Here is a 23582-nt window from a genome sequence, read left to right as displayed (position 1 = left end):
CAATTTATTAATTTGAGGCAACCACATTCACAACAACAAAGAAAGAATAAAGTATCATGAATGGTTCATTGGTACTCCTTCATCTTGCCGGCGCTATTTCTTTACTTCTCTGGGCCACACGCATGGTGCGCACAGGAGTTGAACGCGCCTATGGTGACAGACTTAAATATAAAATGTGCCACGTCGTTTCAAAACCATTGTTTGCCGTAAGTTTTGGGCTTTTTACAGCAATGATTTTACAAAGCTCTACAGCAATAACACTCCTCGTTGGCTCTTTCGTTGAATCTGGTTTTGTCTCTGGAGTAGCAGGACTTATGGCTGTACGTGGAGGAGAATTAGGATCAGCAATCGTTGTAAAAATTCTCACCTATGACCTCACTCTTGTTGTACCCTTGTGTCTTTTAATTGGCACTTGTATCTTCATGACAACAGAAAAACGTGAATGGCGTCAAATAGGACGTATTGTCATCGGTATTGGTCTTTTGATTTTATCTTTAGAGATGATAAGTACCGCGACAGAACCTTTACGTGAAAGCGAAATTTTACCTAGCATCATTCGTTATCTTTCAACCGATCCTATTTCCACTTTTTTGTTGGCTGCTGGCTTAACCTACCTCTTACATTCATCCATTGCAGGAATCATTTTGCTGGTCAATTTTGCCAACTACGATCTTATCCATACGCAACTCTGTGTTGTCATGGTTCTTGGTGTCAACTTTGGCTCTTCTCTTATAGCACCACTTTTAACGCGCAACGCCTCTCCTAATACCCGCCTCGTTCCCTTAGGAAATTTACTCATGCGTGGGGCAGGGTCAATCCTTATACTTATCTTATTTCTCTCCTTTCACCCTCCCATCACATGGCTTGGCAATAACGCCCCTACTCAAGTGATCAACGCCCATATCATTTTTAATGTTTTCATTCTCCTTGCTGGAATACCTCTTTCAAAATGGGTTTTAAAATTAACCACTCAGATCGTGAATATAAGTGCAAAAAAAATGCAAGCCGACAAAACACTCAATTTATCCGATCAAACAGCTCTTGATGACAGTGTTCTTGATCGCCCAACTCTCGCCCTCTCGAATGTCATGCGTGAAGTCATTCATATTTGTGATCTTGTAGACATCATGCTAGAAAAAATTATGGGACTTTATGAAAAGCCTGATCCCAATATTATTCGTGAACTCAACCAACTCAACACCATATTGGACAAAAAACATATCGCCATCAAACTTTATCTTGCCCGATTAGCGGGACAAAAATTATCTGACGAAGAAGCTCTTCAAACGCAAGAACTTCTAGGCGCCTGTATAAAATTAGACCAAGCAGGGGATATCATTATTCATAATATGTTGATGCTGGTTAAAAAGAAACAACAAAAAGGTTTACAGTTCAGCAGCGAGGGCTGGAATGACCTCCTTCGTTTCCACGCCATTGTACTAGCCAACGCGCATATAGCATTTAACGTTCTCGTCTCACGTGATACACACACTGCACACCTATTGGTACAAAAAAAAGATCAGCTACGAAACTTAGAAAAAGAGATGAGTTTAAAACATTTTAAACGTCTGCGTGAAGGGGATCTCAAAAATGTAGAATCATCCAGTCTTCATCTCGACACTGTGCGCGACCTTAAACAAATCAACTCTCTTTTGACCTCAATGATCTACCCCATTTTAGAAGAACAGGGACTTCTTCAAAGTTCTCGTCTACGCAACCCTGCTGAAGAACAAGCAGAAAAAACTTAAACTTTTCAAATAACTTGAATAAAACACACATCACATCGATTATTCAATTTTGAATATGGTCAAGATATTGATCTAATCAATAATGTCTTATTATTCGACAATTTAAATGAGCTTTCTTCATCGTAAGTTTCTTTCATTTAAAATCTATTCATGATGATTTGCTCAAAGTCATTTGCTTGCACATTACAAACAAAGCAGCATGTAGAATAGAACTCTTGAAGAAAGATGTAAAAATGCCTAACCATCTCAAAGCCAAGACTGTTAAACACATAAAGAGTAGGTCAAGAGTATGATAGTTCCAACCTAAACCCGCCTTGTAAAAAGGGAACCGCTTCACAGTAGCAGCGAAACAGAAATACTCTATAAGAAATACAAAACCCCACAAAAATGCAACATTTATATCAAGATTGGTAGAGGTTCAACCTATACAGCCATGCTATAACGTATCAACGAAACAGTTTTCATTTCAAACATCATTGATATCAATTGGCAAGCTCCAAACTTTTAAATATCCATTTTACTTATTGCTTTAATCACAATTGTTTTTTTAATTTAAGAGAGAGATTTAAAAAGCTTATAAATACACTTTATGAGTTCTTAGAACATTTCTACTAATATTTTCTTCTTTTATTCATATTTATCAATTAATTAATTTATTTATAAATTAAAATATGTTGTATATTTATACTTATTAAGTATTATTATGATATAAATGTGAATGTTATTTTTATATAAAGGAAAGTAATAAGTAAAATATCTAAAAGAAATATCCTTTCCACTGGTTAAAAAAGGAATAAACCTTGATTTTTACAAAGTTTACTCTAGTTACAATTTAAATTCAGGCAAAGGAGGGTATCATGGAAAATGCAAACATCGGTTGGATTGCTGCTATTATTATCGGCGGAATTGCAGGTTGGGCAGCACAGTATATTATGAAAAGCCAAACAGGAATATTGTTAAATATTATCTTAGGGATTATTGGCGCTGCGCTAGCAAGCTTTCTTTTTAGTCTTTTAGGTGTAAGTTTTGCTGGTTGGCTTGGCTATCTTATTTCAGGTTTTATAGGAGCCTGTATTCTTATATGGATAGGACAAAAAATTCGATCATAGAGTATTTATTTTTTATACCTTTTGGGATTCAATACAAAACTAGGAAACAACGAGCAGAGTTTAAAATATTCCCCTGTAACTTGTTGTTACCAATTTTGATATGATGGTGAGATGCTTAAGCTGTGATTTTAGGCATACACCATCACCGTATTATAAAACCAAATGCAGTAAAGAACTTTATAACGCACCATTTCATACCTATATAAACTTACGCATATCAGAGGAGAGATATGTTGCGTTATTTTAACAAAATACGAACTGATTTTTGTACCACATGCGCAAATCCAGCATATCTCACTGTAATAACAATTCATAAGGTTACAAAAATCACTAACGATGATTAAAGATTTTACCGTATAATGCTTAACACCTATACACTCTATCAACAATACCCTTTTTACCGAAAAACTCGAAGCGCTTTTTTACATTCTTAAGAAATAAAGAGAGACGGCAAGAATAAAATGATAAATATTTTTTTCTAATCTATGAAAGAAAATAGTATCTAAAATAAATATAAAAATTAAATTATAATGTGTTTTTTTAAATTATTTTTAATAATAAAAATATATAAGTAAAAATTAATAATATTAATGCAAATTTATTATAAAATTAATACACATTATGTGATGTAATATTTCAAAATTTTAATAATATAATATATTTTAGAGTTTGCAAAAATATATGCATTAATATAAACTTCTTTATTATAAAGAATACGATCTCCTTTACATCTCAATTCAAAAGATTTGAATATCTCTTCACTTTCTAAAGTATAAAATAAAGTTTTGTTCCTCTTAAAATTTCCTCTTTATATCATCTTGCATAGATGAATTTTTAGCTCTTCTTTATATGCGTTACAAACGAATTTTAAAGCACGAAACATTTTTCCCATTGCTCTCATGCGATAAAGAAATTTCCGTAATGCATTGTGAAAGCGCTTTGAACAAAACATAATACTTTATTTTGCTTTTTTAAATGAAAAAATCCTATAATATATACTTCCTGCATATCTTCTTTTAAAGACCTTTGCTTTCGATTTTCCCTTTGATATCTTCCTGTTAAAATCTTGCTGCTTTTATACTCCTTGTATTACAATAGAGCTATCTATTTAACCCAACATAACATATGGAATAAGACTTTAGCTGTGGAGTAAAGCGATGTCTGATCTTGAAGATTCCATCTTACCACCTCTAAAGTGGTTTTCTGATCAAAATCCTCCAATACCAGAAAATGTTCGCGATTGGCTCATGGAATCGGGCTCAATGACGCTTCGATTAAAGAAATATTGTACCTGCCTCCAAGTTCAACCACAACGCGAATGTTTTATTACGCGAGATAAATTAACAGAAGAAGCAGAGCATCTCCCCGAAAATGCGCGTTATTGGCTACGCGAAGTCATATTAATGGGAGATAATAAACCTTGGCTCCTTGGACGCACTGTAATTCCACAAGAAACCCTCCTACACAATCAAGCCTTGATGCATTTGGGAACTGTACCTTTAGGACATTATTTATTTAACAATGACAAATTAACCCGCGATTACATTCATATTGGTCAACAAGGTGCGCTATGGGCACGCCGTTCCCGTTTGCGGTTAACGGGTAAGCCATTGTTGCTAACTGAACTATTTTTAACAGATTCACCACTGTATCCCCACAAATAGAGGTTACTCATTTTATTCTGCATAACTTATAGATTTCATATAGCTTATAAGGGATTTAATCAAAGAAAAGAATTTCAAAATCATCTCAAGAACACATTACAAACAAAGACTTCTTTTCAAAAGATCTTTTTATTTCATAAACTCAGCTTAAAAATGTCTCCCCTAGAAAAAACGTTTTCAAGTTCTGATTTTCTTATCATTAAAATCAGCACTTGAATTAAAAAGATACACACCATATTGGTAAAACCATCTACGTTTAAATTTTTTGCTGAATAATCACTACTCTAAAATACGGTAACTCTTTATCAAACAAATGCTTTGAAACAGCAAAAAAAACAATAATACACTCCCCAAAATTGGAAATCTGTATCAATTAGCTTAATCATTCTGTTTTAAAATTTTTAACAGTGCTGACAATAGATCTTTTTAAAAAAGTAAAAACTCTATAATCTTTTTGTTTTTTAATGGTCTAACAGCTTTGAAGAACAGAAAATATAATACATAAAAGATATTTCATTGCTCTATAAGAGCCGAAAAAGTTTAGTTGATATCAAAAAGTTATTTTTTTGATAATAGTATGTATGTACAAGATAAATGACATTTATCAACATCCTACTGACTTACAAAAGCGACGCACAATAAAAAATATTTTCCAATCCCCTTGAATTAACAAGATCTATTGCAATTTCTTACGAAGACTATTGCACACTTTAGAAAAATTCATTTGCCCCGCATACCGTTCCTTAAGCCATGCCATCACCTTACCGATATCGCGTAATTTTTCTGCCTTTGTTTGTGCCAAAGCTTCACAAAGAACCTGTTCTACTTCCATCTCCTTAAGTTGATAGGGAAGAAATTCACGAATAACTTCTATTTCTGCTTGTCCTCTCTCTGCCAATTCCAAGCAACCAGACTCTTTATAGGCTCGCATCAATTCTTCACGCTGTTGAAGCATTTTAGTGAAAACAGACTGTATCTGCTGATCATCCACTTCTAGCTTCCCTTCACCATAATAAAGAATATCACGATCCCTAACTGCAGCATTCATTAAACGAAGTGTAGCAAGACGCGCACTATCTTGCGCTTTCAAAGCAGCCCTAAGAGCCCCATCAATCTGGTTACGCAACATAAATTTATCCAATTTTTGTTCAAGAAGAAGATGCCTTTTAACCAATCTTTATCCATCTTGCAATGGAGAATAAAAAATAATTAAGGACTCGATCTTCGAAAAGCTAAAACAAGACTTTACCTCTTCATGGAATGTACTTATACTGCCTACTTCAAGCGAAACGTTACCAGAATAATATACACAGCATCTGTTAAAGGTATGATTTTTGTGTAAAGTTGATCATTATACCTTTCAGAGAATAAGCCATCATACCTTTAGAATAAATTGTGGATACATACTATGATACAAGCGACTTCACCCAGCCACCCTTGGAGTATCAAAAAACCGACAGCCCTCTTAGTCTTAGCAGATGGAACCGTTATTGAAGGCAAAGGAGCAGGTGCTACAGGTATAGCTGAAGCTGAAGTGTGTTTTAACACCGCCATCACAGGCTATGAAGAAATCCTCACAGACCCGTCATACACACAACAAATCGTTAATTTTACTTTTCCTCATATAGGAAATGTAGGGGCAAATAGCGAAGATATTGAAGATCTCTCTCCTCTCAATTGTCATGGTGCTGTTGGCGCTATTTTCAAGGCAGACATTACACATCCCTCAAATTATCGATCCAATGAAAATCTTAATCAATGGCTTAAAACGCGTAAAATTATTGCACTTTGTGGTATTGATACACGTGCACTCACAATTCTTATTCGTGAAAAAGGTGCACAAAATGCTGTCATTGCACATGATGCTAATGGAAATTTTGATATTCCTTCTTTAAAGAAACGTGCGCAAAAATGGCAAGGTCTTGTCAATCTTGACCTTACGAAAGATGTGACATCTCAATCATCAATGCAATGGGATGAAAAACCATGGAGTTGGAATAAAGGATACGGTACAAACAATGTGCACAATCTTCATATCATTGCAATTGACTACGGTATTAAACGTAATATTCTTCGCCTTATGGCAACACAAAAAGCCCGCATTACTGTTGTGCCTGCTCACACAACTGCAAAAGAAATTCTGGCAATGAACCCTGATGGCGTTTTTCTTTCTAATGGACCAGGAGACCCCGCAGCTACGGCTCAATATGCCATTCCAACAATCAAAACATTAATTGATCATAATTTACCAATTTTTGGAATATGTCTTGGTCATCAACTTCTCGCTCTTACGGTTGGTGCAAAGACCGTGAAAATGCACCAAGGACATCATGGTGCCAACCACCCAGTTAAAGACCTTAACACTGGAAAAGTTGAGATTGTATCGATGAATCACGGTTTTGCCGTAGATTCTTCCTCTTTACCACAACATGTTCAAGAAACACATATTTCTCTCTTTGATGGCTCAAACTGTGGTATTCGAATCATTGGAAAACCTGTTTTTTCTGTTCAATATCACCCTGAAGCTTCTCCGGGACCACAAGATAGCCACTACCTCTTTCAGCATTTTAGTGATCTCATTATGAATTATAAAAAAATATCTTAAAATAAAAAGCCTCACCTTTTAGCTTCTCTCCTTTAAATTATATCATCTTCCTACGCACAATTATATTATTTTTATACCTACAACTTATTGAATAAATATTCTTATTGATCATTCTGAAACTAAAAAGAGCGCTCTGAATAGCTTAAATTTTTCTCATTCCTCTCCTCTTAAGGTCGTATCCATCAAAATCATTGGCTTCTCCCCCCAAGCAAGATAAGTGGGTCGATAAAAACCATTTTTAAAAAGAGTAAAGTGCCTAATATTCAAATAAGCATTTGATTCACAATATAATTTTAAGCATTCTATTGTGCATGAGAAACATAATCCCTCCTAAAGAATAAAAAAATTAAAGTGTAAGACAGTGCAACAAATCTCTACTTTTTAAAAGATATTGCCGTAGATGGTTTTGAAAACTGTAAAGTCGAATAAAAAAGTAATCGCAAAACAGAAAACATCTTTTCAATTTTACAACTTTATATTCTTCCAAAATGAGGTTTTCTTTCGATTCCAGAAATGATGCCAACAAATATAAGCAATATTTTACTTCCAATTTGCCATATAAAATTTGGAATTGTTCATACAATACTGATACATCTAACTCAGATACGTTTTAATCTTTTTTTTCAATATGCTGCTACATTAGCACTGGATATTAATTTGCAAGCAATAGAAAAAATACAGTCTCCCCTATACAAACAATATCACAAAATAAAAAAATTATTTTCACTAAATGAGAAGGATATATCGATATTCTATACAACACTTTGTGAAACAAATATCACAAAAAACTTTCTGCCTATAAAATGATACATTTTGTTTATCTTGTGCATTCTCTAGCAAAATAGTACGTACCAGCCCCTCTCAACAAATTAACGTACCCGCAAGACAAAAATAACTGTCGCAACAACAAGAAGAAAAAAGCCTCCAACAAAAGGAGCTCCAGAAAAATAAAACAGTGCATTTTTATCTGTAAAACATTCAAAAAGAAACACATAAAAAACAGAACCAAATGTTAAACTCAACGAAATAACAGATGTCATCGCTCCTTGCAGTTCTCCTTGTACATTTGTCGGTACCTGCGCTGAAGCAATAGCACGTATAGGTGCATGAACAAGATACTCAAGCATAGTACACACACAAACCATATAAACCATCCACCCCTGCGTCGCAAATGTATAACCCAGCATAGCAACAGAGGCAAACAAAAGCCCTACTATAACAATATGCCAATCACTCCATCGTTTAGAAAAATAAGGCAAAATGAGAGCGACTACAATAAATTGGCCTATCCCAAAAACACTATAGGAGAGTCCAATAGAAAAAGAACTCCAATCATAGCGTTCTTTTGCAATGAAAGCCCAAATGCTTAACCATACAGATTCCGCAAACCAATAAAGAAAAAAGACCAATAACACCCAAAGAACCATCGGGTATTGTTTCAGATGCCAAAAAGCACCTAAGGGATTTGCCCGCTTAATATCAAAAAAGCGCCTATTCCATAAAGAAAGGGTTTCTGGAAGCATAACCCAAGAAAAAATAAAATTAATGAGTGAAACACCAACAGCAAAATAAAACGGAATACGCGGACCAAACTGACCTAAAAAACCACCAATAAACGATCCTAAAATAACCCCCAATGCGGATGCAATGCCTAACAGACCAAAATTGCGTGTACGGGTTTTATCATCAGATATATCCGCAAGATAAGCTGTACAAGTTGCAAAACTAGCGCCACTTATCCCTGACAAAAGACGCCCGATAAATAACATAGAATAGCTCCATGCTATAGCACATATGAGATTATCAAGAGCAAAGCAAATAATAGAGAGAAGCAAAATAGGACGACGACCATAACGATCAGAGAGATTGCCAATAACAGGAGCAAACAAAAACTGCATCACTGAATAAGCTGCAAGTAATTTTCCTCTTTCTACAAAAGATGTACTGACCTCTTTTCCAGTTAATTGAGAAAAATATTCAGGCAAAACAGGACAAATGATCGCAATACAAAGAATATCTAACAATAAAGTGATGAACACTAAAATGAGCCCACGCTGAACAAATTTCGGATTGAGCATTTGGTCTTGCATAACATACACACTATTTTACGCATACAATGACTCCCCCGCTCTCTTTTAACTCCCTTTTCCTTTTAAAAGTATTCTATGCTGTATAATTTTCATATATGAAATAATAAAAAATTAAAAATTACAAAAAGAGTCAAGATAAAAATATAAAATTATTTTTTACTTGATATATCATTATCAAAATATAAAAAATATATTTTATATTAATTTAAAAAAATACTTATGAGAATAAATCATTAAACAATTACTCGTAAGACATATAATGTCAAAATAATTTTATAATACATTATTACAACTTATCATACTGCTAATTTTTAAAACATCAACTCTATTAGATAAATCAATGCCATATAATAATTTAAATATTTAATAATCATCGTAAAATATATTAATACTGTAAAAACTGATTATATTTATTGAATCAATCAATATTATATGTTATTAATACATTAAAATCTAATAAGCATGAGAAAACAGTTCTTTTAGTACGTGTTGTCCGTGAATTGTTAAATTTAAAAATGGTGTGTAAAATGCAAAAAATATCCCTATTAATTCTCACTTTAATGCTAGTGATAGGACGTGATGTCCAAAATTCTTATTCACAAGAGGGGGGGATAGAAAATAAAATAGAAACACAACAAACAACCAGCGTAGAGCTAGATCCCTATACTTTAAATAAATTAAATGCTCTTCTCAAAAAGCGTTCAGAAATAAATGATCACGAAAAAGGAGCCGTGATTGACTTTCTTTCTGAAGCTTTTTTAGGAACACCTTACAAAGCTAATATGTTACATGGCTCAGAAAATACACCAGAAAAACTGATTATTGATTTTAGAAGCTTAGATAACTTCACTTGTATGGATTATGTTGAAGCATTGCGCAAATCAACATCCCAAACAGAATTCATAAATAACGTCATAAAAACGCGTTATATTAACGGTAATGTTGATTTTTTAAATCGGAAACATTTTTTTACGGATTGGGCTTATAGAGAATATAAACTCGCCACTGATATTACCGCTGAAATAAGTCCCCATGCGGTAAAAATAGAAAAATATCTCAACAAAAAAGCTGATGGTGAAAGCTATCTTCCTGGACTTCCAGTTGTGAAACGCACAATAACGTATATTCCAAGTAACTTTATTAATGAAGAGGTTATAAGCCGTTTAAAATCAGGGGATTTCATTGGTATTTATGCAAAACTTGCTGGATTGGATGTAACACATGTGAGTTTCTTTATCATGACAGATAAAGGGCCGATGTTACGACATGCTCCTTCACACAAAGAAAATGAAAAAGTCGTCGATACCCCTTTTATGGATTATGTTGCAAAAACACCAGGAATCGTCGTTTTAAGAGCCCTTGAATAACATCATAGCGATATGAAATAGCTTTTCTATTCTTAATAGATATACTGAAGCTATTCAGATAAACGTCTAACTTTGTATAATCTACACGGATAAAATCATATTTGAAGAATGGCGGTTATAATTACCTTTACTGACTGAAGGCTGAAGGCAAACAAAACTCTGTTATTTCTTGTATCATACTTTCTTTTCATATGCTCGAGCTAAGAATTATCTATAGACCACCGCCATTCTAATCTTTATGAATATAAAAATATTTTTTTTGCAAGCATAAGTAAAATAAGGTATGTTATGATTATTGTCTCACAAAGTATTTTATATAAAATTTATAATTAAGCTCTATTTCCTCTCGCCCTCAAAAACAAGAGATCTATTCTTGACAGCCACGTAAACAATACATCTTCTTAAGCCAATTTCAGCGGATAACCATTTCATGTAATTCAATTAAACGCCACCAGCAAGCCTTACTGCTCGGCATTGACCGCGCACTCAAAAAATACTTAAGAGATCAAATTTTATAGGTCTTATCTCACCACACCCTAAATGACAGTGTACGAAATAAATCTTGCCTTAAGAGACTCTGTTTAATCTTCCCCTTTATTGATGCAAAAATACAATCAACAAAAGAGCATCATCGTATTTTCAAGAGATATGAGTTGCCACACCGTAAAAAATTAATGTTCGTAACATGACAACCCATTTGAAAAAATCTTTTTATATAAAAGGGATCACCGTTGTACCAGGAGGCAATTTTGCCTCATCTTCAGGCTCGACATGAATAGAAATACGCACATTATCAAATTCTTTTTGAAGAACAGCTTCGATTTTATCACAAATTTTATGTGCTTCTCCTACCTGCATTATAGCAGGCACAACCAAATGAAACTCTATAAAAGTAACCCTCCCAGCAACACGCGTCCGCAAATCATGGACCTCAAGCGCACCCGATGCATTTGCAGAAATCAGCTCACGAATCCGCATGCTTTCATTCAATTCAACGCCAACATCCATTAATCCCTGAACAGCATTTCTAATCACCTTCCAGCCCTGTAAGAGAATATTAACGGCAACGATTATCGCTAAAATTGGATCTAAAGCTCCCCATCCTCCGACAAAACCGGCAATCAAACCAATTAAAATTGCAAGCGACGTAAAAACATCAGTTATAAAATGTACTCCATCAGCTTTAAGAGCCGGTGAGCGATGGAGTTTTCCCTGCCCAATAAGAACCATTCCCCACATACAGTTTATGACAGTTGCAATAAGATGAATAACAAGCCATATTCCAGGTTTCTGCAACAATTTAACGGTAGAAAGAGCTATCCATGCTTCTCTTAAAATAACAATTGCCGCAATAATAATGAGTACCCCTTCAAGAATTGCGGAAAAATATTCCGCTTTATGATGCCCAAAGGGATGATCATGATCTGCTGGCTTCATACTCACTTTAACAGCCCACCATGCTGCCAATGACGCAAGAATATTAACGATTGATTCCAATGCATCAGAATAAAGTGCAACCGAATCTGTGATGTGATATGCCCAATATTTCAAAGCAAAAACAATACACGCAATAAAAATAGAGTATAAAGTTAAGCTTTGTATATTGATTTTTACATCCATGAACCTCATCCTTTTCTTCACGAAATAGGGAATTAATATTTTCAACCATATCATTATACTTTTGGCATAACGACGATCTTTCCTCAATATTACAGAAGCTTCATCATACAATAAACGCCTCAGCTCACCATTATTATCGTAAAAACTGCTCAGTTACACGAACAGCACCAATAAATAAAGAAGAGAGAAAATAATAGAAAAAAGAGCTTTCCCAAGAGCAATCAAACACATAACCTTCATTATTAATCGTTTTCTGAATAACTTAAAGCCATCTCACTTCTCATAAACGAAAAACTTGTTTTTGCTCAAATCTATCATGATCATGCATTATTTTTCAGTCTTATGATGTGCATTATAACCCATCTATAAGCCATCTTTGCACCTTAGAAAAAATATCTTAGCACTCTACGGTAACTTTACAGGTCAACAGGATTTTAAAATATGATTTACTGAAAAATTTAGATATAAAAAGAAGAACAATGATTACCCTCAAAAAAAAAGAATCTGGGCATTGGGGACCCAGATTCTTTTCCCTTAAAAACTAAGGGCATACAGAACTTGGGAAATAGCGGGGACCCAAGACACTGCACCCGATACGAGAAAAAATATATGATTCCGTATCAGTATTTTTACATTATACCTATGGTTGCATATTGTCAATACAAATTCTACCATAAGTTTTAAAAAATATTTTTTTATCTCTTCTTTTTAAATAAAACAAATTCTAACATCTGGAAATCATAAGAAAAAAGCACTAAAAATCTCGCATGCATTTGAATATCATAACAATCAATGAAACAGATGATCCACGCCTAAAAGCCTATCATAATATCCGTGAAAAAGATCTTGTTGGACGGCAACATCAATTTATTGCTGAAGGCAAAGTAACATTGTCCGCATTACTACATTCGAAAGAGTTTTCTGCCATCTCACTGCTCATCGTAGCAAACCGTCTCTCTGGACTTCTACCGCTTTTAGAAAAAACACAGCCCCTATGTCCCATTTATTGCGTTCCACAAAAAGTTATGGATAATATCACCGGCTTCCATGTTCATCGTGGTGTTCTGGGTATTGGTAAACGCAAAATACTGCCATCCTTACAAAGTTTTTTACAATATCTTCCAGAAAAAGCTTTGATTCTTGTTTTATGTGGTATCTCAAATCACGATAATATGGGATCAATTTTTCGTAATGCAGCAGCCTTTGCCAGTAATGGCATTATTGTCGACAAAACCTCATGCGATCCACTTTATCGCAAATCAATAAGAGTTTCTGCCGGCGCTGCTTTAAAAGTACCCTATACGTAAAACGCTGATATAGATGACATTATAGCTGCTCTAAACGATGAAAACTTTCATCTTTATGCACTCTCCCCTTCTGCCTCACACACTCTCAAACAAGCCAACAAAAGCAAAAGAATAGCACTTATTTTTGGAACAGAAGGCGATGGCTTACCACTCCACATACTAAAACAATCAAACACCTTACGTATTCCCATGACTGACGGTTTTGACAGCCTTAATGTTGCCACAGCCTCAGGTATTGCACTTGCTCATTTTACCAACTTTGACCACTAAAGATGATAACACTTCAAGTTATAGAACATACCTAATGTTGTATGTTATCTACCAGTCTCCAATAATATTGCCGTTCCCTAGCCTTTGAAAGCATTGATAAAAAACATTTTTACATTTTTTTCATCACTTTCCACACCCTAACCCCGCTTATGACGTGCAGAAGATATAATTTTGATGGATTCAATCATAAAACAAACTTTCAATGAGAAAATCTTCCGGAAGTCTCTCATTCAAGTTTAAGATTAAAAAATATCATTATAAATCAATCTACTATGCTTTATAAAGCTGTTGTTTTTAGTTCTGAGGAAACAGGATCTTTTGTTTCGAGATTGCATAAAACGCGCTTCAACATCATTTCAGTATCAGCTGCACGTTCTGAATGTGTTACAAATCCTCCCCCAAGAATACGCGCCTCATGACCATTTCCATCATAAAGAACGCAAGCTTGCCCTGGTGCCACACCATTTTCACATTCCAATAAATCAACAGAAAAAATACCTTCTTTATAATGTAAGCGCGCAAGGTGAGGAGGACGCGTTGAACGCACCTTTACAGCCACCTCAATACCTTGAGAAGGGAAATTATCTAACGACTCATCACCAAGCCAATTCACATCACGTAAAAAAAGCTTATGCGTTTCTAACATTTCACGCGGTCCAACAATAACACGTGCATTTTCCACATCGAGATAAACTACATAAAGCGCTTCACCCGTTGACACCCCAATACCACGACGTTGACCAACCGTATAATTAACAATTCCCGAATGTTTACCTAAAATCTTTCCATCAATATGGACAATAACGCCAGGATTAGCTGCTTCTGGACGCAGTTTTGCGATAACATCTGAATATTTTCCTTGTGGAACAAAACAAATATCCTGACTATCATGCTTATTGGCAACCACAAAGCCCATTTCTGCTGCCATTTCACGAACGCGGGCTTTTGGAAGGTCACCAAGTGGAAAACGCAAATAATCAATCTGTTCTTGTGTCGTTGCAAAGAGAAAATAACTCTGATCACGATCATTATCGAGAGGACGAAAGAGTGCTCGATGCGCTCCGTTGGAACGCGAACGAATATAATGTCCCGTAGCCAAAGCATCCGCCCCCAATTCGCGTGCGGTTGCTAATAAATCAGCAAACTTAACCGTTTGATTACATGCAATACATGGTACTGGGGTCTCTCCATGAGCATAACTTTCTGCAAAAGGATCAATAACAGCTTCGCGAAAGCGCTTTTCATAATCAAGAACATAATGCGGTATTCCTAATGTTTCTGCAACGCGGCGTGCATCCTCAATATCTTGTCCTGCACAACACGCCCCCACCCGATGCGTTGCTTCCCCATGATCATAAAGCTGCAACGTAATGCCAATAACATTATACCCTTCCTTTTTCAAAAGACCTGCAACAACCGATGAATCAACCCCCCCCGACATTGCAACAACAATGCGAGAATCCTCAGGTTGTCCTGGTAAATCAAGACTGTTTAAAAACATGTATTCATTCTCTATTTAATGCTCTGTTTAATGGCTAGCCATATGTTGACATTCTGATGCACGCTCTTTAGCACTTTTACGCGATTGATTGTCTTTATATTATTTTTTTATCCTTTCCACAACCATAGGCATTACTTTCTTAAAAGCTGCTGCAAACAAAAAAAGAATGATGGAAATAAGGCATAATGGTAATCGTTTAGGAGAAAACCTTTTTTCTCTTTTGAAAAATCCGGTAAAATATTGCAAGAATCTCTTCTACACACTTCAACTTGAGCTTCTTTTTACATACCCAATCACTTTATTAATTTTTTCTTTCAGCGCTTTTAGCTCTTTTTTAAATTTCATGCTCTATAAACGAATCAAGTCCTTGACTAAAGGTAGAGGATACGAATGAGCAACTTGATAAAAACACAAATGAAATATGTTATTGGGCCAGATGGAAGTCCGCTTACAATTGCCGACCTACCGCCGCAAACAACACGGCGCTGGGTGATTCGTCGCAAAGCTGAAGTTGTTGCGGCTGTCAGAGGTGGATTGTTAAGTCTTGACGAAGCGTGCCACCGTTATACTTTGACTGTAGAAGAATTTCTTTCATGGCAAAGTTTAATCGATGAACACGGTTTAGCGGGATTACGAACGACCAAGATTCAACACTACAGGCATTAAGTTGCCATTGATTAATAACATAAAGCAATCTATAAAACAGCCAAACTTGATAAAAGTTTGGCTGTTTTATACTATATCCAAAAGATAAACCTGAAAGAATGGATTTTTCAATAATTGCTTTTATCATCCAGCCATTAAATTAGCCAACCATTGAATTAGATTGAATCAAAATATCCTTATCATCCGCAGCAATCTTCTTTTCTCGTGCTTCCAAAAGCTGTGCACGTTGCAGCTCTGTATTAGCTTCATGGAGAGCAATTTCAGCATTTGTTTTTTGAAGTTCTAAATCACGAATTGAATTGATCAGATTATCACGTCTTTGCCGCGCTGCACGCGCAAAAGCAGAATAAGCAAAATGGTGAACATCATTGTTTCCAGATTTACGTTCTTCATGAGTAATCTGTGCTTCCAACTCTAACACCATTCGTTCAAATTCTGCGATCATCATCTCAAGCTGTGCAATTTCACGGCGCTTTCCACGCACTTGAAACATCCTCAATCGCACCATATTTTCTCGTGGCTTCATACTCACTACTCCTTGATTGCGCCAACTCAAAACTCGCATTCACACCCAATAAATATCTCTTAGTTATATATCTATCCGACAAAAACAGTCTATTAACTTGAAATTATAATAATTTTTGCCTTGCATTAAAGCATCTGAAAATACAATCTGCTTTAAAGAGCAATAACTATTTCTTTAACTTTTCCCCCATTATAAACTGAAGAGGTTTAAAGCTCAGTAAATAAACACTGAAATTGTAAAAAAGTAATTTATAAAGCTCTTTTACAAATTTTTTTAAGTTAAAGTTTATAGAAAAAGCCCTCCTTTTTTATTATGTTAAAAAATATAGGATTTTTCTAAAATAATTTTGTAGCCTCTTTCAAAAATAAAAATATTTTGTTAACCACTATCATGGATAGTGGGGAATTTAGTAGTGATTGTTACGCGTACTACTGAAATGTTCATAAACGCTTTGTTATAAGTGTTTGATTTAATGAATTGTTTTTATAACAGTGGTTTTGCTAACTGATATAAAATAGAAATGCTCCTTATGATTCGTGAAGGAGCAAAGTGAGGGATCTAAAATGCGCGTATTATTAATTGAAGATGATAGAGCAGTTACTCAAAGCATTGAGTTGATGTTAAAGTCGGCTAACTTTAATGTTTATATCACTGATCTGGGTGAAGAAGGTATCGATTTAGGAAAACTCTATGATTATGATATCATTTTGCTTGATCTGAATTTGCCTGACATGTCAGGGTATGATGTCTTGCGGACTCTAAGGTTGGCAAAAATAAAAACTCCTGTCCTAATCCTTTCTGGTATGAATGCCATTGAAGACAAGGTTCGTGGTTTTGGCTTTGGAGCAGACGACTATATGACGAAGCCTTTTCATAAGGATGAGCTCATTGCACGTATCCATGCAGTTGTTCGTCGTTCAAAAGGACATGCACAATCGGTTATTGTTACCGGAGATCTCACCGTTAACCTTGACACAAAAACTGTCGAAGTTGCAGGGCGCCCTGTTCACTTAACCGGTAAAGAATACCAAATGTTAGAGCTTCTCTCTTTACGCAAAGGTACCACCCTTACCAAGGAAATGTTTCTCAATCATCTCTATGGTGGAATGGATGAACCAGAACTAAAGATTATCGATGTTTTTATTTGTAAATTGCGGAAAAAATTGGAAGCAGTCTCTTCCAGTGTAAATTACATTGATACAGTTTGGGGACGTGGTTATGTATTACGTGATCCAGTTGAAGAGAACGTACGAAAAACCGCTTAAGCAGTGAACATGCACATTGTAAAATCTCGGAGTGTAGCGGGCCGAGATTTTTTCCCGAGATCTTTTCTCTGTTAAAAGTAGAGAACTCGCACACTAAAAATCTCATATAGAAAGCGCTTAAAGCTTAAGAAGTAACCACACCCAATTTACACATATAACCTTATCGCTCATAAGTTCAATCGAAGCCACTTTTCCCAACACAGCTTAAGCGCTTCTCTCTTATTCAAAGCTTTTTTACACTTTCTAAAACAATACAACCATCACTTTCATCAATATTTATTTTCATCTCTGTCATCTGAGCAAGTAACATTGTGTAATAAAATTGGATGACATGTGCATCAATAAGCTCTTCTTGAACTTCTCCACGAAATAACGCAAGAAAATGAGGGGGTATACGGAGAGTTCTACCGAAAACCTCAAATCGAAAAGAACGTTTATTTTCTTCTTGCAAAATCATAACAACAATTTCACCACCACGAGAAACTGTTGCGTTTGCAATCAATAATAAATTAAGCAAAAGTTTAACTTCATCTTTTTCTAACAATAAAGAAGAAGCTTGCCATTTTAAAGTTGCTTTTTCTTCTTTCATATATTGTTGAGCAACCTGCTCTGCAGTCCGTGTATCTATTTGTCCTCCACTTGCACCAGCAAAACCAAAAGCCAATCGCGCAAATTGTAGACGTGCAGCAGCACTCGCAACGGATAAACGCACCAATTGTAAAGCATCTTCTTCAGCTCCTCCTTCATCATAAAGCTCCATTGCATTTTGAATAGCCCCCACAGGTGAAATCAAATCATGGCAAATACGACTACAAAGCAAAGCAGCAAGATCCATAGGCTTCAAAGAAATATCTAACGTCATAATGATTGAAAACTCCTAGATTCAAAAAAACAAACTTTATTTTAAAGAAAAACTCTTAACATCTGATGCATAATAGGAAACATTAACAATCATGCTAAAAAATTCAGAAATAAATTCAAGAATTTAAATAACCTTATATCTTATTTTTTATTTGAATAGAATGAAAATTCTAATATTATCTTTTTGTTTATCACTAATAAAAGGAGAAAACTCCATGGCTCTCTCTCTGCTCAAATACTGGTACAAAAATATTATATCTTTAATCTTCCTTTTATTCATCACCATAAACACTACACAAGCTCGACTAAAACCAATAGAGCAAAACGAACCTCATTATTCACTCCAAGAAATTATTGATTCTGGTCATATTTTTTTTGGAAAAACAGCCAGTGGTCTGGCTGTTGCAATTCAAAATATTTTTTCAAAATACGGTTATCCCAATGCCTATATTTTAGGAGAAGAAGCTTCTGGTGCCTTTTTTGCTGGATTAACCTATGGCGAAGGAATGGTTTTTACCAAAAGCTATGGTCAACATAAAGTTTTTTGGCAAGGTCCCTCAGTAGGATGGGATTTTGGCGGCCAAGGCTCCCGTTTAATGATCTTAGTTTACAATCTTAATGGCATAAATAATTTATGGAGACGCTATGGTGGTATTTCAGGTTCGGCCTATTTAATTGCAGGTGTTGGTTTTCATGTCCTAAAATACCACAATACCTTGTTAATCCCAATACGTACAGGAGTCGGCGCACGCCTTGGTATCAATATAGGATATTTAAAATTAACACATAGACCGACATGGAATCCGTTTTAAACGGTTTCTTATTTGAAAAGGGGTATTATGCTTATTCAATCATTTCTTTTTTTTATACTTGGAGTTGCTTTCACTTCCTGGTTACTGGTGCTTTTATCTCCTTTTATTTGGCGTAAAGCCGTTCATTTTGCGTATAAAGATGTTTGTGCGAAAATGCCATTATCACTCGCGGAAATAGAAGCAAATCACGATTTTCTTCGTGCACAACATGCTGTAGAATTAGCAAACAACCAACAAAAGTACGAATTTTTGCAAAAAAAATATGTCCAACAAAAAATACAACTGAGCCAAGTAACAGAACAATTTTATCGGCTATGCCTCCCCACAAAAGATACTCTCACCAAAGAAGCGATAGCAATCAAACAAAATATCGCCACACTACACACTTCCAAAGGAAAGACAAATGATGCGTGAAAAAGTCGCACACTATCAGCAACGCTTACAAAAAATCCAAACTCATGAGCTGGACACGACCGCTAACCACCAATTGCTAGAAGAACTCCGAGAAGAAACAAAAGAACTTGCAGCAACATTGGCAGCTCAAATAGCGCTACAAGAGGGGAATACATCACCCATCAACACATTGATTCAAAAATCCAAAAGCAAAAATGACCTAGCATCACGTATTCGCCAAAAAATAACTTTTCTCTCCAAAAGCCCTGTTAAATAAGTTATCTTTTAAAACACCTTAAATGAAGAGTAAAATCAACAAAGGTTCATTGTAACTTTCATAACCCAAATCCTTTTTACTAAACGTGACTTTTTTGCTAAGCTAAAGGACAAAGTTTCTTAGCCCATAACGTTCTGTTAAAAAATATCTTCTTGTCTAGAAGCTTCACTTTCTAATCATATCACCGCTCTAAAGGACAACATTTCATAGGTCCTAGAAAGGAAATAATACCAAAATATTGGCCACACACTCTAACAAAAAATACCTTCTAAGATGGATCACCAATAGAGCTTTGACCATAATTTTAAGGATAAAAACACGCTCTCAAGAGTGATAAAAATCTCTTATTTTTTTGATAATCATATCCTGATCCGTTTGTGTCAAGTAAGGATGCATTGGTAAACTTAAAACACACTCTCCTAAAGACTCTGAAACAGAAAGGGAATCTTTTACATAAGGGAAGTGTTTATAAGCTGGCTGTTGATGTAAAGGAGTTTTATAATAAATCATTGTAGGGATAGAATTTTTTTGTAAAAAATCTTTTAATTTATCCCGTTCTTTTACCTTAATCGTATATTGTGCATAAGCAGAACGAATATTTTCTCCTATTTCTGGAACTGTAACAATATCTCTTAAGCCATTGGAATAGCGTTGAGCAATTTCCACACGCTTTTCCATTTCATCTTCAAAAATCGCAAACTTTTCTAGTAAAATTGCAGCCTGAATGCTATCTAGGCGCGAATTCATACCAATACGTACATTGTCATATTGCGTTTCACCTTTACCATGAAACAAAATAGAGCGTAAAAGTTCTGCAAAATGATCATCATTGGTCATCATAGCGCCTCCATCGCCATAACATCCTAATGGTTTTGCAGGATAAAAACTTGTAGCAGCCACATCACCAAAAGCACCACACATAGTATTACCGCTTCTCCCCCCCATAGATTGAGCAGCATCTTCAATTACAAAAAGATTTTCCTTTGCAGCCACTTGAGCAATTTGCACATAGTCAGCAGAAAGTCCAAATAAATCAACGGCAATAATAGCTTTTGGCTTTAGACGTCCCTCTTTTTTTACCATTTCGATAGCGTGAGAAAGTTTTTCAACATCAATATTGAATGTATCAGGTAAAACATCAACAAAAACAGGTTTAGCCCCCACCAAAGCAACCACTTCAGCCGTTGCTGAAAATGTAAAACTAGGACAAAAAACAGCATCGCCTGGACCAATATTTTTAGCCATAAGAGGCATCTTCAAAGCATCTGTTCCATTAGCACATGCAATCACATGTTTAACGCCAAGATATTCTGCCAATTTCTCTTCAAATTCTGTTACTTTTGGCCCCAAAATATACTTACCACTAGCGACTACATGCGCAATTGCAGAATTAATTTTATCTTCAATACGCGCACGCTGCGCCCCAAGGTCGATGAATTGCATATTAACTCCATTGATCATCACAAGAATGCAAAAGCGCTACCTATCTCTTTTATCTATTATAATTGACATCAGCAGCTGTTAAAATCCGTAAAACCGCAATAGCATCATCACCATTTGTACGAGGTGATTGACGCGTTTCAATACAATGAAGGAAATGCCGTAATTCGCAAGTAAGCGGCAAATCTTCACAAACATCAATGTAATTCAGCTCATCCATGCTAAAAGCCCACTCTTGATTTTCTTTCCAAACGGCAAAATGGTGCATTGCCAATTTACGACTCCACGGTTCCATATCATCAAAAACGAGTATAGCCTTTGTTCCAACAACAATTAAACGCCTCTCACGATAAGAACTCAAGCGTGAAGTAAAAAGATGACTACGCACACCATTTGGAAAAATCATATGAATATGAGAAAAATCAGAAATCTGATCAACGACAGCAGCCCCCTCACCGCGAATTTCGGAAGGTTCACATCCTGTCAACGCCAAAATCATTGAAAGATCATGAGGGGCAAGATCCCATAAAGCATCACTGTGTGTGTGAAATTTTCCAAAGCCTAATCTATGAGAATAAATATATCGCACATCTCCCACATCTCCGTTTTTCACCAATTCACACATTTTTTCAAAAGCTGGATGAAAACGCAAAATATGGCCCACCATAAAAACTCGCTCATAGGCCTCAGCCTCCTGAACTTGGCGTTTAGCATCAGAAACATTCAAGGCTATTGGTTTTTCCACCAAAACATCTTTACCATTTTTAACAGCACGGAGCACATTTTGCGTATGCAATTGTGGCGGCAACGCTAATACCAGCGCATCAATATCTCGATGAGTAAAAAGATCATCTGGTGTAACAACCTCTACACCATACAGTGTTGCAAAACTAGCAGCACGATCATTATCAATATCAGAAACTGCTGCTAAAGCCCCGAGAGAGTGGAGTGTCCGTATATGATTTTCACCCCAATGACCGCATCCTAAAACCGCTACACGTGGCACCATTTTCATGCCTTACCTTACTTTATCATATGAAAATTACACTTTTACATATCGAGGATAAAATAGAATGACAAGAGAAAAGCTTAAAAACGATGCTTGACATCTTACTATTCTACCCCTTATATCCGCAAAAGATGTAATTATTGACAATTATGATTGCTTATTTTGGCGGAGTAGCTCAGTAGGTTAGAGCAGAGGAATCATAATCCTTGTGTCGGGGGTTCAAATCCCTCCTCCGCTACCATTACTTTTTTATTGTGTGTGTAGCTTACTGTATGTAGCTTGCCAGCAGGTTTTGTATATTTTGCCACTAGGTTTTGTACCAATTTATTTTTTTTCAAAGAGTTTTTAAGGGGTTCTCAAAGGGTCTTCAAAGGCCTTTCAAAGATCATTTAAAGCCTCTTTTTCTTTTTTGCTCAAAATCGCAATTTGAGATGATCAATCATTGAGTTGGAATCGTATTATTTGAGAAGCAGCGTATATAAGATGTGTTCACCTCTTTTAGCATAAATTGACTGATGATTTTTCTGTATCCTAAGCACATTATTCAGGACATTATTAAAAAGGGAAGCGTTTAATTAAAAAGGGAAGCGTTTAAGGAATTCGGTCAACTTGACCAAATTGCTCTTCAGTATGCAATTGTGCAATGTTTGCACCATTGCTCCTTTAAGACATTGGGTAAACATTACCCTATTGCTGTACTCATGCAATTGGATCAACTTGATCCTATTGCTCTTTGAGCAATTGGTGCAAGTTGCACCTATTCCTTACCTCCACACCAAAATGCGAACTTTTGATTTTGGTCTCAATACTCTTCAACACCGATCAAAGGGTCAAGTTGTCCCTTTGATTTTCTGTCTCTCAGAGTTTTCCTTTTCTCCTGCCTCTTTTCCCTTGTTTGGTGCCTCGAGTGTGATTTCTGTTGTGTATCCGCTTTGTTTTTCATAGCGGTGGGTGACGGTTGCGGCTTTCCATGGCCCATTGATTTGCCCACGAAACCCTTGAAGGATGAGAGGTTGATCCGCCATGATTTCAGGGCGTCCCTCAAGGGTCAA

At 35.7% G+C, this 23582-nt stretch carries 18 protein-coding genes, 1 tRNA gene and 2 pseudogenes; 12 read left to right on the top strand and 9 right to left on the bottom strand.

The window, feature by feature from the left end; genetic code table 11:
• Positions 1–56: 56 nt before the first annotated feature.
• From ACFIQC_RS04400 to ubiC, 3 genes are all read left to right on the top strand, one after another.
• Positions 57–1748: a Na/Pi cotransporter family protein gene (locus ACFIQC_RS04400; RefSeq protein ID WP_375621382.1), complete on the top strand. Its 1692-nt coding sequence runs from the start codon at positions 57–59 to the stop codon at positions 1746–1748.
• A gap of 857 nt (positions 1749–2605) precedes the next feature.
• Entirely contained in the window at positions 2606–2857 is a 252-nt protein-coding gene (locus tag ACFIQC_RS04395; protein WP_375611967.1) for a GlsB/YeaQ/YmgE family stress response membrane protein, read from the top strand.
• Positions 2858–4014: 1157 nt separating this feature from the next.
• Positions 4015–4521, top strand: a complete 507-nt coding sequence (gene ubiC, locus ACFIQC_RS04390; RefSeq protein WP_375611966.1) for a chorismate lyase — start codon at positions 4015–4017, stop codon at positions 4519–4521.
• Positions 4522–5197: 676 nt separating this feature from the next.
• Here ubiC and ACFIQC_RS04385 read toward each other — a convergent pair.
• Complete coding sequence (locus ACFIQC_RS04385) at positions 5198–5695, bottom strand: GatB/YqeY domain-containing protein (RefSeq protein ID WP_375706789.1); 498 nt, start codon at positions 5693–5695, stop codon at positions 5198–5200.
• A 234-nt stretch (positions 5696–5929) separates the two neighbouring features.
• Here ACFIQC_RS04385 and carA point away from each other — a divergent pair, with 234 nt between their 5' ends.
• Entirely contained in the window at positions 5930–7126 is a 1197-nt protein-coding gene (gene carA, locus ACFIQC_RS04380) for a glutamine-hydrolyzing carbamoyl-phosphate synthase small subunit (RefSeq protein ID WP_375706788.1), read from the top strand.
• Between the two features lie 869 nt (positions 7127–7995).
• On the opposite strand, the gene ACFIQC_RS04375 is transcribed toward carA, so the two are convergent.
• Complete coding sequence (locus ACFIQC_RS04375) at positions 7996–9216, bottom strand: MFS transporter (protein WP_375629975.1); 1221 nt, start codon at positions 9214–9216, stop codon at positions 7996–7998.
• A 527-nt stretch (positions 9217–9743) separates the two neighbouring features.
• Here ACFIQC_RS04375 and ACFIQC_RS04370 point away from each other — a divergent pair.
• Entirely contained in the window at positions 9744–10583 is an 840-nt protein-coding gene (locus ACFIQC_RS04370) for a DUF1460 domain-containing protein (protein WP_375611962.1), read from the top strand.
• A gap of 711 nt (positions 10584–11294) precedes the next feature.
• On the opposite strand, the gene ACFIQC_RS04365 is transcribed toward ACFIQC_RS04370, so the two are convergent.
• Entirely contained in the window at positions 11295–12203 is a 909-nt protein-coding gene (locus ACFIQC_RS04365) for a cation diffusion facilitator family transporter (protein WP_375621387.1), read from the bottom strand.
• A 767-nt stretch (positions 12204–12970) separates the two neighbouring features.
• Here ACFIQC_RS04365 and ACFIQC_RS04360 point away from each other — a divergent pair.
• A pseudogene (locus ACFIQC_RS04360) lies at positions 12971–13780 on the top strand (TrmH family RNA methyltransferase).
• A gap of 277 nt (positions 13781–14057) precedes the next feature.
• Here ACFIQC_RS04360 and mnmA read toward each other — a convergent pair.
• On the bottom strand, positions 14058–15281 hold the full coding sequence (mnmA, locus tag ACFIQC_RS04355) for a tRNA 2-thiouridine(34) synthase MnmA (RefSeq protein ID WP_375621388.1): 1224 nt from the start codon (positions 15279–15281) through the stop codon (positions 14058–14060).
• A 390-nt stretch (positions 15282–15671) separates the two neighbouring features.
• Between mnmA and ACFIQC_RS04350 the strand changes: the two genes are divergently transcribed.
• A complete protein-coding gene (locus tag ACFIQC_RS04350) occupies positions 15672–15947 on the top strand; it encodes a DUF1153 domain-containing protein (RefSeq protein ID WP_273790817.1) in 276 nt (91 codons plus the stop codon).
• Positions 15948–16086: 139 nt separating this feature from the next.
• Here the strand turns inward: ACFIQC_RS04350 and ACFIQC_RS04345 are convergent, their stop codons facing one another.
• Complete coding sequence (locus tag ACFIQC_RS04345; RefSeq protein ID WP_375606932.1) at positions 16087–16473, bottom strand: flagellar export protein FliJ; 387 nt, start codon at positions 16471–16473, stop codon at positions 16087–16089.
• Positions 16474–17036: 563 nt separating this feature from the next.
• Here ACFIQC_RS04345 and ctrA point away from each other — a divergent pair.
• On the top strand, positions 17037–17738 hold the full coding sequence (ctrA, locus tag ACFIQC_RS04340; protein WP_273790819.1) for a response regulator transcription factor CtrA: 702 nt from the start codon (positions 17037–17039) through the stop codon (positions 17736–17738).
• A 223-nt stretch (positions 17739–17961) separates the two neighbouring features.
• On the opposite strand, the gene chpT is transcribed toward ctrA, so the two are convergent.
• Positions 17962–18600 (bottom strand): histidine phosphotransferase ChpT, encoded by a 639-nt coding sequence (gene chpT, locus ACFIQC_RS04335; protein ID WP_375632317.1) that lies wholly within the window; start codon positions 18598–18600, stop codon positions 17962–17964.
• 214 nt (positions 18601–18814) lie between these two features.
• Here chpT and ACFIQC_RS04330 point away from each other — a divergent pair, with 214 nt between their 5' ends.
• Genes ACFIQC_RS04330 through ACFIQC_RS04320 form a run of 3 tightly spaced genes read left to right on the top strand, consistent with a single transcriptional unit; the run spans position 18815 to position 20081 of the window.
• Entirely contained in the window at positions 18815–19411 is a 597-nt protein-coding gene (locus ACFIQC_RS04330) for a DUF1134 domain-containing protein (protein WP_375613340.1), read from the top strand.
• A 27-nt stretch (positions 19412–19438) separates the two neighbouring features.
• Positions 19439–19825: a hypothetical protein gene (locus tag ACFIQC_RS04325; protein WP_375611956.1), complete on the top strand. Its 387-nt coding sequence runs from the start codon at positions 19439–19441 to the stop codon at positions 19823–19825.
• Positions 19815–20081, top strand: coding sequence for a hypothetical protein (locus ACFIQC_RS04320; RefSeq protein ID WP_375611955.1), 267 nt, complete (start codon positions 19815–19817; stop codon positions 20079–20081). Before ACFIQC_RS04325 ends, ACFIQC_RS04320 begins: the two co-directional genes overlap by 11 nt.
• Positions 20082–20405: 324 nt before the next feature.
• Here the strand turns inward: ACFIQC_RS04320 and ACFIQC_RS04315 are convergent, their stop codons facing one another.
• Positions 20406–21524, bottom strand: coding sequence for a DegT/DnrJ/EryC1/StrS family aminotransferase (locus ACFIQC_RS04315; RefSeq protein WP_375611954.1), 1119 nt, complete (start codon positions 21522–21524; stop codon positions 20406–20408).
• 49 nt (positions 21525–21573) lie between these two features.
• The gene (locus tag ACFIQC_RS04310) at positions 21574–22530 is read right to left on the bottom strand and encodes a Gfo/Idh/MocA family protein (protein WP_375613400.1); all 957 of its coding nucleotides are present in this window, start codon (positions 22528–22530) and stop codon (positions 21574–21576) included.
• A 164-nt stretch (positions 22531–22694) separates the two neighbouring features.
• On the opposite strand from ACFIQC_RS04310, the gene ACFIQC_RS04305 reads away from it, so the two are divergent.
• Positions 22695–22771: transfer RNA gene (locus ACFIQC_RS04305), tRNA-Met, on the top strand.
• 589 nt (positions 22772–23360) lie between these two features.
• Here the strand turns inward: ACFIQC_RS04305 and ACFIQC_RS04300 are convergent.
• A pseudogene (locus ACFIQC_RS04300) lies at positions 23361–23582 on the bottom strand (hypothetical protein); the annotation flags it as partial.

It is taken from the genome of Bartonella sp. AA126HLJHH, assembly GCF_042197425.1.
GTDB lineage: Bacteria > Pseudomonadota > Alphaproteobacteria > Rhizobiales > Rhizobiaceae > Bartonella.
Note: the sequence above shows the minus strand (reverse complement) of the source record. Positions and strands in the feature narration are given on the sequence as shown.